Here is a 15,789-nt window from a genome sequence, read left to right as displayed (position 1 = left end):
GGGCGCGTGGCGGAGCACGCTGACGCTGCCGGGCTCGAGGCCGGACGCCAGCCGCGGCCCCGCCATGGTTACGCCACTTTCGGTGCCGGGCGGGGGCGGAACAATGCGCAGAGCTTGTTGCCGTCGGGATCGCGCGCGTAGGCCAGGTACAAGGCCCCCTTGTCGTTGCTGCGCAGGCCGGGGGGGTCCTCGATGGAGGTGCCGCCGGCGGCGACTGCGGCGTCGTGGAATGCGTGCACCTGCTCGGGCGACGTGCACTTGAAGCCGATGGTGCCGCCATTGCCGCAGGTCGCCGGCGCGCCGTCGATGGGTTCGCTCACGCAGAAGGTGCTGCCGTCGTGGCGATAGAACAGGCGCACGTGGCCGCTGGGCGAAACATCGCGGAAGGGCTCGCCGGCGCCCAGCACGCCGAGCACGGCGCCATAGAAGCCTGCGGAGCGTTCGATATCGTTGGATCCCACCATGACATGACTGAACATCGGCAACGGCTTCCTGGATGAGAGGGGAAAGGAGGGCGCTCGATCGCCCATGCCTTCCGCACGCGCGGCATGCGGCAGTGAGCCACCCTATCTAGGGCCGGGTCTTGTCGTCCAGCGTTGGGTACCAGTCGGTGCCGCGCCCGCCGGGGGTCGTGTCCAGCAGGATCCACAGCGGGTTCATGTCGGGGGCGGTGTGCGGGTCCTGGCCGGGGTCGGCCATCGCCGGGCTGCCCTCGGCGCTGTAGAAGTGGCGGATCGTGGCGCCGTCGCGATGGAAGACGGTGTAGGCGGGCATGTCCGCGTCGCGGTCGCCGACGAAATCGCGGGTGAAGTCGCCGCTGGGGTCGGCGTAGAGCTTCAAGTGCTTCCATCCGCGCTCGATGCCATACGCGGCGATGCGCGGGTACGGCGAGCGTGCCACCACCGCCAGCGCGAGCCGCTGTTCCAGATGCGGCACGATCGGATCCCAGGAAGACAGCAGGGTCGTGCACATCGGGCAGCCGCGCCTGCGCGTCGGTCCGTACATCATGTTGTAGACAATCAGCGTGTCCTTGTCGCCGAACATCGCGTCCAGCCCGACGGCGCCATGGGCGCCCTCGAACCGGTAATCCGTCGTCACCTCGCCACCGGGAGGCAAGGCCCTGCGCATTTCGCCGACGCGCCATATATGCCGGCGCAGCTCGATCTCCTCGGCCAGCAGCGCGTTGCGTGCGCTACGGTAGGCATCGCTTTCGTTGGGGAAGTGGCTTTCGTTCTTCGAGGCCAGGGTCGCGGCGGGAACCCGCCTGTCTTGATCGGACATCGTCTTCTCCAGTGCGCCGGGGCTGTGGGGCGTGCTGCAAAGAGGCCGGCACCCGGGCACGGCTCGTGCCGCCTCCACGTGGACGACGGTCGAGCGCGCGCTGGATCGACACGCGACCGGAGCGGGCGATGGGTACCGCTTCGCTCGACCCTTCCCAGGACCCAGGAGAAACCGTCCGCCGGGGGCTGGCGCTGACGGTGCAGTGCCCTTCGTTTGTTGCACCCTACGCCAGGCGTAGCGCGCCGGCTCACGCCTCGGGCGCGGCCACGCCCAGGCGCCAGGCCAGTCCCGATACGCGGCTGGCGTGCCGCCCGAGTGCCTCCTCGATGCGCGCAGCGCTGCCGCCCAGGTGCAGTGCGCGGCGGGCACGGGTGATGCCGGTGTAGACCAGCTCGCGCGAGAGGACGCGGTTGTCGTGCTCGGGCAGCTGCAGCCAGACCTCATCGAACTCGCTGCCCTGGGCCTTGTGCACCGTCATCGCGAAGGCGCTCTCGTGCGCGGGCAGGGCGGCGGGATGGAATGCGCGGGCACCCGTGCCGCCGGCCTCGCCGTCGGGGAACCAGGCCGCGAGCGCGCCTTGCCCGTCGCGCAGGCAGATGCCGATGTCGCCATTGAACAGGCGGTGGCGGATGCTGTTCTCGGTGATGAGCAGCAGGCGGCCGTGGAAGTGGCCGCCGACACGCGCGCGGGTACCGCCGCCGGTGAGCAGGGCTTCGATGCGCGCATTGAGCGTGCGGGCCCCCTGCGGGCCTTCGCGCAGCGCGGTCAGCAGGCGCAGGCGACCGGCGAGCGCCAGCGCGGCGACGGGGTCCTTGGCCTCGGCCAGGGCATTCCAGTGGGCCAGCAGTCGGCTTCGATGCTGCTGCAAGGGGTCGACCTGGTCCTCGTGGAAGTGGATCCCGGCCAGCGTGCCGCCGCGCAGCAGGGCCAGCGTGCCCGCGGCGTCGCCTTCCCGGATGGCGCGTGCGAGCGGAGCGAGGTCGAGCGCGCTGGCCTGCCTGTACGCCCGCTCCAGGTGTACGTGCGCGGCCGCGAACGCGCCGTGTTTTCCGGCGATGATGGGTGTCGCGTCGGCGAACAGGTCGCCCGTCGCGGGCGTGGGGGACGGGGCCGTCGCGCGAGCGCCTTCGGCCGCACGCAACACCCCGCTGAGGACGTCGCCGGCCTCGACCGACGGCAACTGGTCGGGATCGCCGAGCAGGACGAGGCGGGCACCGTCGGGCACCGCGTCGACGAGCTTGGCCATCAACGGCAGGTCGACCATCGAGGCTTCGTCGACGACGACGATGTCCAGCGGCAGCGGGTTCGCGGCGTCGTGGCGGAAGGCGGGCGATTCGGGAATCGTCCCAAGCAGACGGTGCAGGGTGCTCCCCGTCGTGGGCAACATGGCGCACAGCGCGGGATCGATACCGTCCCCCTGGAGCGTCGTGCTGGCAAGGCGCAGGCTCTCGGCCATGCGTTCGGCGGCGCGCCCGGTCGGGGCGGCCAGGGCGATGCGCGGCGGCGTACGGCCGGCGGTCGCGGCCTGGGCGACCAGCAGGACAAGCAGGCGGGCGATCGTGCGGGTCTTGCCCGTGCCTGGGCCGCCGGTGACCAGCAGCAGTGGATGATGCAGGGCGGCCTCGGCCGCACGGGCCTGGTGGTCTTCGGCGCCGGTGGGCGGAAAAAGCGACGCGAACAGCGGCGCGAGCTCGTCTGGTGCATCGGCGGGCAGGGCCCGGCCGGCGATGCGCTGCAGTCCCAGTGCCAGCCGGCGCTCGTACTCGCGATAGCGGCGCAGGTACAGCAGGCCATTTTCCAGCACGAGCGGCGCCTGCGCGCGCGAGGCATCCGCCGCGGTGGCGGGGGTGTCGACCCAGGGCGAGGCCCTGAGCGCCGCCGACCAGGCGACCGGCTCGGGCCACGGCAGGGGCGCATCGACGTGCATCCGGGGCGTTGCCAGGGCGAAGCCCGCATGGCCCTGCGCGACCGCCAGGGAGGCGAGGGCCGCGCCCGCGAGCACGGCGTCGGGCGTGGCGGGGTCGAGCCGGCGCAGGCTCTGCGCCAGCGCGTGGTCGAGGCTGCGCAGTGCGCCGGCCTGGTGCAGGGCCTGCAGCAGGCTCATGCGGCGGCCTCCGCGTCGGCGTGGCCGAACAGCGCGTCGAGCGCGTCCACGAGGTCGGGGGCGAAGCGCCGCGCGTGGATGCCCGGCGAGTCGTCGCGGCGGGCGTCGAGGCCGCGGCAGAACAGATAGCGGATGCCGCCGAAGTCGCGCGCATAGTCGTAGGCCGGCCCCAGGCGGAAGCGGAGCCAGCGATGCAGGGCCAGGGTGTAGATGAGCGCCTGCAGGTCGTACTCGCTGTGCGCCATGGCGGCCTCGAGTGCGCCTGCGTCGTAGCGCGGCAAGCGGTTGGACTTGTAGTCGAGCACGTACCAGCGGCCTTCGTGGCGGTAGGTCAGATCGATCAGCCCGGTCATCAGGCCCTCCAGGCGCTGGCGCAGGCCAAAGCCCTGGCGGTCGCGGACGACGCCATGCGCGTGCAGTAGCGCGAGCAGTACGTCGACGCGGGTCGGCGCGAGCGCGAACTGGAACTCGATCTCCGCGCGACGGTCGGCCGCGGCGAGGTCGCACAGGCGCAGTCCCTCCGGCAGGGGCACGGTGAGGGTGTGGCCGGCCAGCGCGGCCGTGAAGGCCATGCCGTCCGCCATCGCGTCGGCGGCATAGCCATTGGATTCCAGTGCGCGGGCAAGGTGGATGTCTTCGCCGGCCGGCGCGGCGTCGCCGGGGCGCCAGTCGCGCCAGGCCGCGAAGTCGGTGTCCTCGAGGGCGGCATGCAGGGCGACGCCGAAGCGGGTCCCCGCGAAGCGTGGGTCGAAGGCGTCTTCGTCCACGACCTCGGGCGGCGGCTCGTCCTGGCCACCGCTGGCGGCTTCGGTCGACGCCGCCGAGGCATCGCTCCCGCCGTCGGCATGCGCGAGCTGGGTGAAGCTGTAGACCCACCAGTCGGCGTCGAGGCGTCGCCGTGCCGTCCGCGCCAGCGGAACATCGGCATCGGACTCCGCCGGCAGGCGCGTCAGGATGGGGGGCGGCGACCGGGTGTCGATGACGATGCCGGGCGCATCGGCCAGGGCGTCCAGGTCGCCGAGCATGGCCGCGGCCGGCGCCTTGTCGTGGCCTTGAAGCGGACCGGCGGCCAGCCACAACGCATGCTCCGCGCGGGTGAGGCCGACATAGAGCAGTCGCGCGTCCTCGGCGCGTTCCGCCTCCTGCCAGCGCGCCTTCGCGTCCTTCCATCCAGCTTCCGGCAGCTCCAGGTGCCAGTGCAGGCGACGGCCTTCGTCGCCATCGTGGGCCACGCAGTACTGCCCCGGCGACTTTGTCTTGCCGCCCACGCCGACGAAGGGGAGGTACACCAATGGATACTCCAGGCCCTTGCTCTTGTGCAGGGTGACGATCTGCACGCGATGCGCATCGGACTCCAGCCGCAGCAACTGGCTCTCGTCGTTGTCGTCGGCGCTGGCGATGCGCCGGGCGAAGGCATCGACCAGGCCATGCAGGCCCAGCGAACGGGCCTGCATTTCCTGCAGCGCCTCGGCGAGCTGGAGGTAGTTGCTGAGGCGCCGCTCGCCATCGGGCAGGCCGAGCAGGCGCTCGGCCGCATCCGCGCAGCGCTCGCCGACGAGGGCGAGCGGTCCGCCGCGGGCCAGGCGCTCGCGCCAGGCCTGTGCCTGGGCTTGCCAATGCCGCGCTGCGTCGGCGTCGTGGTCGAGCGCATCGATGCCGGCGGCATCGACGCCCAGCAGTACCGTGGACAGCGCGGCGCGAAGGCGACCGTCGTCGCCACCGTGGAGCAGCGCCAGCAGCAATGCATGCAGCTCGCGCGCCTCCGGCGTGGCGTAGAGGCTCTGCTTGCCGGCGGCGACCGCGGCGATGCCGGCCTCGGCCAGGGCGCGCTGGACGCGGGTGGCCTCCGCGTGGCTGCGCACCAGCACGGCGATGTCGCCGGGACGCACCGGCCGGCCGTCGATCAGCGCGCTGCCCGCTCGGCCCTCCGACAGCACGGCGTGGATGGCGGCCACGCAGGCGCGCGTGGCCATCGCGCGCGAATCCTCGGCGCTCCAGGGTTTCGCCCTGCCCTTGTCGTCCGGCGGCTGCGGTGGCGCAAGCCATACGGTCAGCGCGGGAGCGGGGGCGCCCTGGCGCAGGTAATCCGCGTCGCCGCGGTGGCCACCGGGCGTCACCGGGTGGAACGCGATCCGCTCGTCGACGAACGCGCGTGCGCCCGCCGCGGCGTACAGCGCATCGATGGCGGCGAGGACGGACGGGCGGGAGCGGTAGTTGCGCGAGAGCGGCGGCGCCTGCGCGGCGACCGCGGCGGCGGCGAGGTAGGTGTGCACGTCGCCGCCGCGGAATCCGTAGATAGCCTGCTTGGGATCGCCGACCAGGTACAGCGCCGGCGCCTCGCTGCCGTGCCCGAACACGCGGTCGAAGATCCGCCACTGGCGGGTGTCGGTGTCCTGGAATTCATCGACCAGCGCGACGGCGTACTGTTCGCGCAGTCGTGCCGCAAGGCGGTCGCCGTTCGGGCCGTCCAGGGCGTTCGCGACACCATCGATCAGGTCGTCGTAGGTCTGTACCCGGCCTTGCCGCTTCATCTCCGCCAGGCGCACGCGGGCCTCGTCGCGCAGGCGGTGCAGGAGGGTGGCACGGCGGCGGGCCGCCACGCCGTCGAGGGCCTGCGTGGCGTCGAGCCAGTCGCTGGCAGCCGTGCTCAACGTGGGCGATGTAGGCACCTGCCGGCCCTTCTTCGTGCCCGCGGCCAATGCATCGGCGGTCAACTTGGCCAGCTTGGGATGCGGCGTCGCCGGCACCTCGACGCTGGAAGCGAACTCGCGCATCCATCCGCGCAGGTCCTCCAGCCACTCGGTCTTGTAGATGTTGAGCTTCAGCACCTCGTCCGCGACCGCGGCCACGAGCGTATCGACGAAGGCCTCGCCCTCCCGCGCCCACGCATCGCGCAGGGCCTGGCGGGCGTCGTCCGTGAGCGCCTGCAGTCGCTCGCGCTCCGCGGCATCGACCGGCATGGGTGGAGGCAGCAGCACCGGTTCGCGCAGCAGGTCCCGGAGGTCGGCGGCGAGCGCCTCGGGCCCGGCCTTCCACAGGCTGGCGAGATCGTCGGCGCTGTCGGCGTCGACGGCGAGGGCGCGCCACAGGTCGGCGGCCAGGGCCTCGCGCAGGGCGCGGTCGTTGCCGAGCAGCTCGGGCGGGTCGAAGCCCTGGCCGCTTTCCAGGGCATGCTCGCGCAGGACGCGTGCGCAGAAACCGTGGATGGTGAAGATGGCCGCGAGGTCGATCTCCATCACCGCCTGTCGCAGGCGCCGGCGCAGCGCGTCGACCGGTTCGCCGCTGCGCGCCAGGTGCCGCTCCAGCAGGTCGCGCGTCAGTGTCGCGGCGGGCCCGTCGGCGTCGGATGGCGGGGCATCGACCTGGTCGACGGCGAGCTGCAGGCGCTCGCGGATGCGGGCCCGCAGCTCCTGGGTGGCCGCTTCGGTGAAGGTGACCGCTAGGATCGCGCCCACGCGCAGGCCGCGTTCGACCACCAGTCGCGCCACCAGGGTCGCCAGGGTGTAGGTCTTGCCGGTGCCGGCCGAGGCCTCGACCAGATGCACGCCTTCGAGCGTCAGGTCCAGCCAGGGATCGGGACGCGTCGCCTCGTTCATGCGGCGTCCTCCGCGTCCTCGTCGAGCGGCGGCAGGGCCAGCCCGGCGTCGTCGGCGGCGGCGTGGCCACGCCCGGTGACCGCGCCGAACAGGGTGCGCGAAATCCGCACGAAATCGCGCAGGGCATCGGCGTCGGCGAACGGGTCGCGCCCGCGCAGCGCCAGCCGCAGGGCCTCGCTGTCGCCCTCGGCCCACTTCATGTATCCGCCGCGCCACTGTGTCGCGGCCTCGACCAGCCCGCGCCCGGGATCGGAGGCGTTGAAGAAGGCCCATCCGCTGTAGGGCGCGAAGGGCAGGGGGCGTTGCAGGCCTTCGCGCCTCAAGGCCACCAGCGCGCGCAATGCGGCCAGCGCGTCGTCGCGGCCGATGGCCTCGCGCACGTGCGGACCGATGCCGTCGCTTTCGTGGAACTCGACGAAAGGCAGGTCCAGCCCGCTGGCCCGGGCCAGGAGCCAGTCCAGCCCGTTGCGGATGGCCGAGTTGCCGTTGGGCGCACCCAGGCGCACCCGCGCCAGGCCCTGCGGCCAGGCGTCCGCGAGACGACCGTGCAGCCGGAGCCCGTCGATCTCGACCTCGCAGGGGATCGTCGTGGCGACCGCATCGCCGCGCCATGCCGCGAAGCCCCGGGCATACGGCCGGATCTCGGCAACGGCCCCGGCCAGTGCCCGTCGTCCGGAGGGACCGGACGGCAGCAGGCCACGCGCGCGCAGGGCGGTGTAGAGGGCGTCGTCGTCGCTGCCGGCCAGCAGGGCCTCGAACACCGCGCGCTGGAGTCGCGTGCGCTCCAGGCCGTGGCCGGCGGGTTGCAGCGGCTCGATGTCGTCGCCCGCTTCCCCCGCCGTGGGCAGGCGCAGGCCCAGCCGGTGGCGCAGGAATCCCTCGGCCGGCGCGACCAGGAAGCGGCGCAGGGCGTCGACCGAGAGCGCATCGCTGGCCTCCTCCGACGGGGGCAGCAGCGTGCCGGCAGGCATCCACGGGGCCAGTGGCGTGCGCGTGCCGGACACGCGCCCTGCCGCCGGGTGCCAGTCCGCGCGGTAGCTGAAGCGGCGCCGGTCGCGCGCCATGCCCTCGGAAGGCGCGCCGAACGCGGCCGGTGAGAACGGCTGCAGGGCATGGTCCACCACCAGGGCCCGTTCGATGCCCGCCTTCAGCGTCGGGCGCGCGGGGGCGTCCGCGGCGACGTGGTGGTCGGCCGCCGTCGACAGCAGCTCGGTCACCAGCGCCGAGGGCTCGCGTGCGCTGCCGTCGCGCGGATCCGCGCCCAGCCAGCTCAGGTAGAACACGTCCTGCGCAGCGGCGAACAACTGCAGGAACAGGAAGCGGTCGTCCTCGCGGGTGGAGCGGTCGCCGCGACGGCGCCGGTCGCTGCCCAGCTCGGCGGTCAGGCGGTTGAGGCCGGCGGCGGGGTCGCGGCGCGGAAAGTCGCCGTCGTTCATGCCCAGCAGGCAGATCACCCGGAACGGCAGCAATCGCATCGGTACCATGCGCGCGAAGCTGACGCCGCCGGTGAGCAGGGGTGCGCGGGTGTCGGCCTCGCCCAGGGCCGCGGTGAAGTGCGCGCGGACGACCTCCGCGGGCACCGGCGCGTCGAAACCCAGGCGGCGGGCGTCGTGGGCGAAGCCGTCGACCAGGGTCCGCAGGCGGTCGAGCGCGCGCTGGCCGCCCGGGGTCGCCGGCGGGCGCGGCAGCAGGGCATCGAGCAGGCCCAGCAGGCGCTCGCGCCATTGTCCGGGGGGCATCGCCTCGCCCAGCACGCGCTCGTGGCGGGCGAGGACGCGCATCAGCCGCAGCAGGGCGTCGAGGGCGTCGAGGGCGCCGCCTTCCAGGTCCGGCCAGGGCGCCACCGCGCCGCCCGTGCCGCCGATCAACGCATCGCTTCCACTGGCATGGCCCAACAGCAGGCGGTCCAGCGCGAACTGCCAGGTGTAGGCATCGTCGGCCGGCGCGCCAAGGCGCGCGCGATGCGCCGCGTCCAGGCCCCAGCGCGCGCCGGCGGCATGCAGCCAGCCGTGCAGGCGGTCGAAGGCATTCGCGTCCAGGCCTGCGGCCTGCGCCAGCGGCGGGCTGGCCAGCAGGTCGAGCATCTCCTCCAGGCCGAAGCGCGAAACCGGGAGGGCGAGCAGGCGCAGGAAGACTTCGGCCAGCGGTTCGCCGGCCAGCGGGCTGGCGTCGGCCATCGCGTAGGGAATCGGGCCGGGTCCGTCGCCGCCGCCGAACACTGCGTCCAGGTACGGCACGTAGGGGTCGATGTCCGGGGCCAGCACCGCGATCTCGCGCGGCTGCAGGGGCGGATCGAAGCGCGTGTCCTCGAGCAGGTCGCGCAGGCGGTCGTGGAGCACCTGCAACTCGCGCAGGCGGGTATGGCAGGCATGGAACTGCAGGCTGGGGTCGCCCGTGTCGACGCCGCCGGCGCTGATCACGGCCGGCGTGGGTCGCCGATGGAAGAGGTCGGCCTGCATCCGCTGCAGGAGGGTGGAACGCGGGGCTGCGCCGTCCGTGTCCGCGTGGGTCCGCGCAGAGCCATCCCGCGGACGGAAGGAGGCCGGCCCCATGTCTTCCGGGTCGACGCTGGCGTCGATCTCGCCCGAGGGGTGGACGACCTCGTAGCTGCCCAGCAGGGCGACGAAATCGCTGCCCGCCGCGCCCCAGTCGCGCAACAGCGGGTTCTCGTCGTCCTCGAACTCGAAGCGCTTGCCCGCGCGCTCGCGCGCGCCGAGGCTGCGCAGGTCGCCCCAGTACGCGCGGGTCGGCGTGGGCAGGTAGAAATGCAGGGTGCCCACGCGCGCCTGCGTGGCCATCACCCGCAGCACGTCCGGCGAAACATTCAGCGTGGCGAAGGCGAACAGGCGCGAGGGCAGGCCGCGTGGCAGGGCATCGCCCGCGTCGAAGCGGGCCAGGTAGTCCTGGATGCGGCGCGCGCGATGCGGGCGGCCGCGGGCCACCTCGCGCCACAGGATCGCCTGTGGGTCGGCGGGGTCGGCGCCGTCCTCCCAGCGCAGCAGCCAGTCGCGGCGCCAGGCCTGGTACTTGGCGAAGACGCCGGCCAGCTCGCTGGCCAGCGTCCACGGCCGCGACGCATCGCCGGCGGCGAGGTAGGCTGCCAGCGCCGCCATCGCCGGGCGCGCCATCAAGGCCTCGTCCCGCAGCGCGGCATACAGCGCCCACTGCAGGCCCGTCGCGTCGAGGTCTTCGGCGACGGGGCCGAGGTTGGCGTCGAGCGCGCGGGACACGAACTCGCCGGGCGTCAGGAACTCCAGGTTGGCGGCGACGCCATGGCGCGCGGCCAGGGTGGCCTGCAGCCAGCGGCGCATCGCCACCTGCGGGATCAGTACGGTGTCGGGCGCCAGCAGGGCCTGTCCGGGCGCAGGTTCGCGCAGCGCGTCGGCCAGGAGCCCGGCGAGCACCTCGAGGGCGTTGGAGTGGTACAGGCGGAAGTCGGGTGGCGACGGCATCGGGCCATCATGCCGGACGCCGGTCGCACGGCGCGAGAAGCGGTCGCGCGCGGCCGGCAACGCATGCGTGACAAGAGCCGGGCCACGGGTCCATGCTTGGCCGACCTCCCTGGCGCGCCATGCAGGACGGACGCCATGCCGTGGCACCCGATGCGCTTCTTGCCCCCGGGCCTGCTGGTCCTGCTCCTGGCCGTCGCCGCGCCGGCGCCCGCGCAGTCGCCCGAAAGCGACATCCCCGACCAGGTCGATGAATCCGCCCTGCCCGGCTTCAACGACTACGCGATCCCCGAGATATCCAACCGCCTGCTTGAAGACATCCAGGACGACGAGGGCGCCTTCACCTGGACCCCTGGCGTGGTACTGCTGTACGACTGGAACGCGATCGACCAGGACGCCGACACCGAGGCCGAGGTCGGGGTGCAGGGCCATGAAGACGAGTGGCGGGCGATCCGCTTCACCAATCGCGGCCGCATCGGCCATTCGGGCAAGCTCACCTACCTGCTGAGCTTCGAGTACAAGGGCTTCAACAAGAACCCCGGCGACCCGAACTGGGCCTGGACCGACATCCAGCTCAAGTACGACCTGGGCCGTGCCGGCGCCCTGATGGTCGGCAAGGTCAAGGAAGCCGCGATCTACGAGATGGTCGGCGACTCGGCCAACCTGCCCCACCAGGAGCGCGTGTTGAGTCCGTTCTTCCAGTCGCGGTCGGTCGGCATCAACTGGCTGCGCTCATGGGGCGGCGAGCGCGGCACGTTCGAGCTGGGTGCCTACAACGATGCCTGGACGCAGCCCGGCGACGTCGGCCTCGACGAGCGCGGCAACCAGCTGGCCGCGCGCCTCACCGGCCTGGCCTGGTGGCATGACGACGGCCGCCGCTACCTGCACCTGGGGGCCAGCGTCCGCCATGTCGAGGACAACGACGGGGTGCTGAATTTCCGCGGCCGGCCGGCGTCCAACGTCCTGCCCAACTACGCCAACACCGGCGATTTCGAGGCCGACAGCGCGAGGATCGTCGGCCTGGAGGCGCTCTGGAACCATGGGCCGGTGTCGCTGCTGGGCGAATGGGCGGTCAACCACGTCGACGCGCCGCTGCATGGCGACCCGCGCTTCCACGGCTGGCACCTCACCGGATCCTGGGTGCTGACCGGCGAGACCCGGCCCTACGACCGCAAGGTCGGCTACGCACGCCGGGTCATGCCCGAGGGCCACTGGGGTGCGCTGGAGCTGGTCGGCCGCGTGGGCGCCGCCGACCTGTCCGACGCCGGCATCGACGGCGGCGCGTTCCGCATCGCCACCGTGGGCGCGAACTGGTGGGCCTCGCGCCGGATCAAGCTGGGCGTGCAATGGACGCGCACCGACCTCGACGGGCCGGGCCAGTCCGGCAGCACCGACGCCATCCAGACCCGCTTGCAGTGGGTCTACTGAGCGGGCGCGCTCAGGCCGCGGTCTTCTCGCGTACCTTGCCAAGCGCCTTGCGCGTGCTCGCCGCCGCCGAGGCCTTGTCGAGTTCGGCGCGGATGACCGCATCGTGCGCGGCCGCCCCCTGCTGGCAGGTACGGCGCACGTCCGGGCACATGTGCTCCATGTAGTCGACGTCCATGTTGACGCGTTCGACCAGGAAATCGACGAACGCACGCACCTTGGGCGACTGCACGTGCCCGCGCGGGAACACCGCGTTGAATTCGTACTCCGGCCCGTTCCAGCCATCGAGCACGCGCTTGAGGTAGCCCTTCTCGACATACGGCCGGACCTTGGCGGCGATGGTCAGCAGCATCGCCTCGCCGCACAGCATCGCGCCGCTCAGCGCCGCCGGGTCGTTGGCGACCATCACCGGGTCGATGCGGTAGTCGACCGGCCCGTCGCCGCCGTCCAGGGTCCAGCTGAACTGTCCGTTGCGTCGGTTCTTGCTCATCGCCAGGGTGCGATGGTGCTGCAGCTCGTCCGGATGCAGCGGCTCGCCATGTCGCTCGATGTAGTGGGGGCTGGCGTAGATCTGCGTGCGCAGCACGCCCAGGCGCCGGGCGACCAGGTTGGAGTCGGGGAGCGAGCCCAGGCGCAGGGCCACGTCGATCTCCTTGTCGACCAGGTCGAGGGTGTCGTTGCTGAGCACCATCTCGACCCGGACCTCGGGATGGCGCGCGTGGAACTCGCCCAGCAGGGGCGAGATCCGGTCGATGCCCAGCGAGTAGGGCGCGGTCACCCGCAGCCAGCCGCGCGGGCCGGCCTGCAGCTGGCCGACCGCGCTCTCGGCCTCGTCCAGTTCGCGCGCGATGCGCTGGCAGTGCTCGTAATAGACCTTGCCCGCCTCGGTCAGGCCGAGCTTGCGGGTCGTGCGGTGGAGCAGTTGCGCGCCCAGGCGGGTTTCCAGTTCCTGCACCTTGCGGCTGACCGAGGTCTTGGGCAGGCGCAGGGTGCGGGCGGCGCCGATGAAGCTTCCGGCTTCCACCACCTTGACGAAGATCAGGGTGTCGTTGAGATCGCGGGCCATGGGGGGTTCCTGGAGGGGAGAGGGGTATTGGACCGATTGCGGAACAATTATTCCCTGATTTGCCGACTAATCAAGTACCGCCCGGCGGCGTAGTCTGGCCACCAGTTTCCACGGGAGCCCCCCATGCTGCCGCCTCGCCTGCTCCGCCGCGTGTACCTGCCGACCATGCTGATTGCCCTGCTGTTGCTGGGTGGCGTGGCCGTGTCCGTGGTCCACGAAGGCCTCATGGCCGGTCGTGCGGAAGCCTGGATGGTGGCGTGGGTGCTCGCGTTCGTGCTCGGCCTGCCGGCCCTGCTGCTGCTGCTGCCCAGCCTCGGGGCCCTCGTCGACTTGGCCCGCTCCCGGGACAATGTCCCGTATGCGGGAGGTAAAATCCCGTGACCGGGACAACGCTCGCCCCCGTGCTCGTCCTGGGCGCCGACGGCGGCATCGGCCGCGGCGTGGTGCAGGCCGTGCTGGCGCGCCGCCGCGGCGTCATCGCGGTCGCCCGCCAGGCCGATGCGCTTGCCGAGCTGCAGGCCCGGGCGCCGCGTGGCCTGCTGACGGTGGTCGCCGGCGCGGTGGCCGACGATCGCGAGGGCGCGGCGCTGGCCGAACGCCTGCGCGCGCTGGACCGGCCGCTCGGCGGCATGGTCGCCTGCCTGTGCGGCCATGCCGGGCCTGGACGCCTGCTCGACCAGCCCGCCGAGGCCCTGCGCCGGCGCCTGGACGAGGACCTGCTGCCACATCTCGCGGCCGCTCGGCAGTTGCTGCCGCTGCTGTCGGAGCGCGGCCACAACCGTACCTACGTGCTCATCGGCGGCCCCGGCGACGAGCGGCCCTGGGCCGGCTATGGCCACCGCTCGGTCGGCGCCGCGGCGCTGCGGATGATGGCCCGGGTGCTGCACGACGAGGCGCGCCGCCAGGACGTGCGCGTGCACCTGCTCAGCGTGTCGCGTCCCGTCTGCATCGACCCGCGTCAGGCCAGCCAGCACCCCGACTGGCCCAGTGCACGCGCCGTCGGCCAGCGGGCCCTGGCCCTGATCGATCGCGATTGCCGTTCCAGTCCCCTGCCGGCGGTGGTGCAGTTCGCCGAACCCGCCCTCGCCGCGGCATTGCCGCCCGAGGGCTTGACCTCGAGTTCGCTTGAGGTCGTAGAGTCCACCCCGCCCGCCGGTGACGCCCCCGTGGCGACCGGTGCCGACGCGACGTCCCGCATGGACGCCGGTGTCGAACCGGGGCCGCCTGGAACGTCCTTCCAGTCACGGCCCGCCAACGGGAGCGTCACGCCCGGCGCCCCCGCCCCGTCCACTCCGACGACGGACCCCGACGCCCGTGCGTCCCGCCTGCTGACAGAGGGTTGTCAGCAGGCGGCGCGCAGGCTGTTGCGAGGACTGTTGCCGACCTGCGCCTCCCCCTCCTCCCCGGACAAGGATCTCCCGTCATGAACCGCCTTCCCCACAACGCCCTCCATCATCGCCCGCACCGGCGCGAGAGCCAGTCCGGCCGCGGCCTGCCCTTGCCGGTGCTCACCCTCGGCCTGGCCGTCGCCGTGGTCCTGGCCGGCTGCGGCAGCGAAGCCAGCCCCGGCGGCGCGCCGCCGCCGCCGGAAGTCAGCGTCGCTCCCGTCGTCAGTCGCGACGTGCAGCCCTGGGACGACTTCACCGGCCGCGTGCGCGCGGTCGAGACCGTCGAACTGCGGCCACGTGTCAGCGGCTACGTCGAACGCGTCGCCTTCAAGGAGGGGCAGGTCGTCAAGAAGGGCGACCTGCTGTTCGTGATCGACCCGCGCCGCTACCGAGCCGAACTCGAGCAGGCCCAGGCCGACCTGGCGCGTGCGCGCAGCGAGGCCGAACTGGCCCGCACCCAGCACGCGCGGGCGCAGTCGCTGGTCGATGCCAAGGCGATCTCGCGCGAGGAGTTCGAGAGCCGCCGCGCCAGCCGCTCGCAGGCCGAGGCCGCGGTGCGCGCCGCCGACGCCGCCCTCGACCGCGCCCGCCTCGACCTGCAGTTCGCCGAGGTGCGCGCGCCGATCTCAGGTCGCGCCGGTCGCGCCATGGTCACCACCGGCAACCTGGCCCAGGCCGACAGCACCGTGCTGACCACCCTGGTGTCGATGGATCCGGTGCACGTCTACTTCGAGGCCGACGAGCAGACCTGGCAGGGCTACGCGGCCGCGGCCGTCGCGGCGGGCGACAGCGCCGCCGCCGACGTGCAGGGCAATGCGGTCGAGGTCGGCCTGGCCAACGAGGACGGCTACCCGCACGCCGGGCGCGTGGACTTCGTCGACAACCAGGTCGACAGCGACACCGGCACCCTGCGGGTCCGCGCCGTCGTGCCCAACGCCGACGGCCGCCTCACCCCGGGCCAGTTCGCCCGCGTCCGCCTGCAGGGCAGCCAGGCCCACCCGGCCCTGCTGGTCGACGGCAAGGCGGTCCTCACCGACCAGGACCGCAAGTACGTCTACGTGCTCGGCGAGGGCAGCACCGCCACGCGCAAGGACATCGTGCTCGGCCGCGAGGTCAACGGCCTGCGCGAGGTCGTGTCCGGCCTGGAGGCGGACGACCGCGTGATCGTGCACGGCGTGCAGAAGGTGTTCTTCCCGGGCATGCCGGTCGCCCCGGTGCCGGTGGAGATGGGCGCGCCGCCGCCCTCGCCGCAGGTCGCCGCCGCCGGCACCGATTCCCCTGGGCCCGCGGGAGGGAGCCGATGACGCCGTCCTCGTCCGGCGCGTCGCCCTCCGCGGCATAGCGGCGCCGGCCCTTCCGCGCATCCCTCCCCCCGGTGCGGAAGGGCCGGCAGGTCCGTGGCTCCACCCCCGCGCATCCGCGCGGAAGCCGACAGCTCCCGACCCCCAGGCCGCGCCAGTCGCGGCGGGGGACGCACCCG

At 72.9% G+C, this 15,789-nt stretch carries 10 protein-coding genes; 4 read left to right on the top strand and 6 right to left on the bottom strand.

Annotation, left to right across the window (positions count from 1 at the left end; all coding sequences use genetic code 11):
- Positions 1-68: 68 nt before the first annotated feature.
- From H4F98_RS13570 to recC, 5 genes are all read right to left on the bottom strand, one after another.
- Complete coding sequence (locus H4F98_RS13570; protein ID WP_182688371.1) at positions 69-479, bottom strand: VOC family protein; 411 nt, start codon at positions 477-479, stop codon at positions 69-71.
- A 91-nt stretch (positions 480-570) separates the two neighbouring features.
- Positions 571-1,281, bottom strand: a complete 711-nt coding sequence (locus tag H4F98_RS13565) for a DUF899 family protein (protein WP_182688370.1) — start codon at positions 1,279-1,281, stop codon at positions 571-573.
- Between the two features lie 247 nt (positions 1,282-1,528).
- A complete protein-coding gene (gene recD / locus H4F98_RS13560; protein WP_182688369.1) occupies positions 1,529-3,385 on the bottom strand; it encodes an exodeoxyribonuclease V subunit alpha in 1,857 nt (618 codons plus the stop codon).
- The gene (locus tag H4F98_RS13555; RefSeq protein WP_182688368.1) at positions 3,382-6,981 is read right to left on the bottom strand and encodes a UvrD-helicase domain-containing protein; all 3,600 of its coding nucleotides are present in this window, start codon (positions 6,979-6,981) and stop codon (positions 3,382-3,384) included. Before H4F98_RS13555 ends, recD begins: the two co-directional genes overlap by 4 nt.
- Positions 6,978-10,433: an exodeoxyribonuclease V subunit gamma gene (gene recC / locus H4F98_RS13550; RefSeq protein WP_182688367.1), complete on the bottom strand. Its 3,456-nt coding sequence runs from the start codon at positions 10,431-10,433 to the stop codon at positions 6,978-6,980. Before recC ends, H4F98_RS13555 begins: the two co-directional genes overlap by 4 nt.
- Positions 10,434-10,568: 135 nt before the next feature.
- Here recC and H4F98_RS13545 point away from each other — a divergent pair, with 135 nt between their 5' ends.
- The gene (locus H4F98_RS13545; RefSeq protein ID WP_182688366.1) at positions 10,569-11,858 is read left to right on the top strand and encodes an OprO/OprP family phosphate-selective porin; all 1,290 of its coding nucleotides are present in this window, start codon (positions 10,569-10,571) and stop codon (positions 11,856-11,858) included.
- Between the two features lie 10 nt (positions 11,859-11,868).
- Here H4F98_RS13545 and H4F98_RS13540 read toward each other — a convergent pair whose 3' ends face one another.
- On the bottom strand, positions 11,869-12,921 hold the full coding sequence (locus H4F98_RS13540; protein ID WP_182688365.1) for a LysR family transcriptional regulator: 1,053 nt from the start codon (positions 12,919-12,921) through the stop codon (positions 11,869-11,871).
- Positions 12,922-13,044: 123 nt separating this feature from the next.
- Between H4F98_RS13540 and H4F98_RS13535 the strand changes: the two genes are divergently transcribed.
- Genes H4F98_RS13535 through H4F98_RS13525 form a run of 3 tightly spaced genes read left to right on the top strand, consistent with a single transcriptional unit; the run spans position 13,045 to position 15,613 of the window.
- Entirely contained in the window at positions 13,045-13,302 is a 258-nt protein-coding gene (locus H4F98_RS13535; RefSeq protein WP_182688364.1) for a DUF2798 domain-containing protein, read from the top strand.
- Positions 13,299-14,348 (top strand): SDR family NAD(P)-dependent oxidoreductase, encoded by a 1,050-nt coding sequence (locus H4F98_RS13530; RefSeq protein ID WP_182688363.1) that lies wholly within the window; start codon positions 13,299-13,301, stop codon positions 14,346-14,348. Before H4F98_RS13535 ends, H4F98_RS13530 begins: the two co-directional genes overlap by 4 nt.
- Positions 14,345-15,613 (top strand): efflux RND transporter periplasmic adaptor subunit, encoded by a 1,269-nt coding sequence (locus tag H4F98_RS13525; RefSeq protein ID WP_182688362.1) that lies wholly within the window; start codon positions 14,345-14,347, stop codon positions 15,611-15,613. Before H4F98_RS13530 ends, H4F98_RS13525 begins: the two co-directional genes overlap by 4 nt.
- Positions 15,614-15,789: the final 176 nt, after the last annotated feature.

It is taken from the genome of Marilutibacter spongiae (assembly GCF_014145325.1).
GTDB classification, from domain to species: Bacteria; Pseudomonadota; Gammaproteobacteria; order Xanthomonadales; family Xanthomonadaceae; genus Marilutibacter; species Marilutibacter spongiae.
Note: the sequence above shows the minus strand (reverse complement) of the source record. Positions and strands in the feature narration are given on the sequence as shown.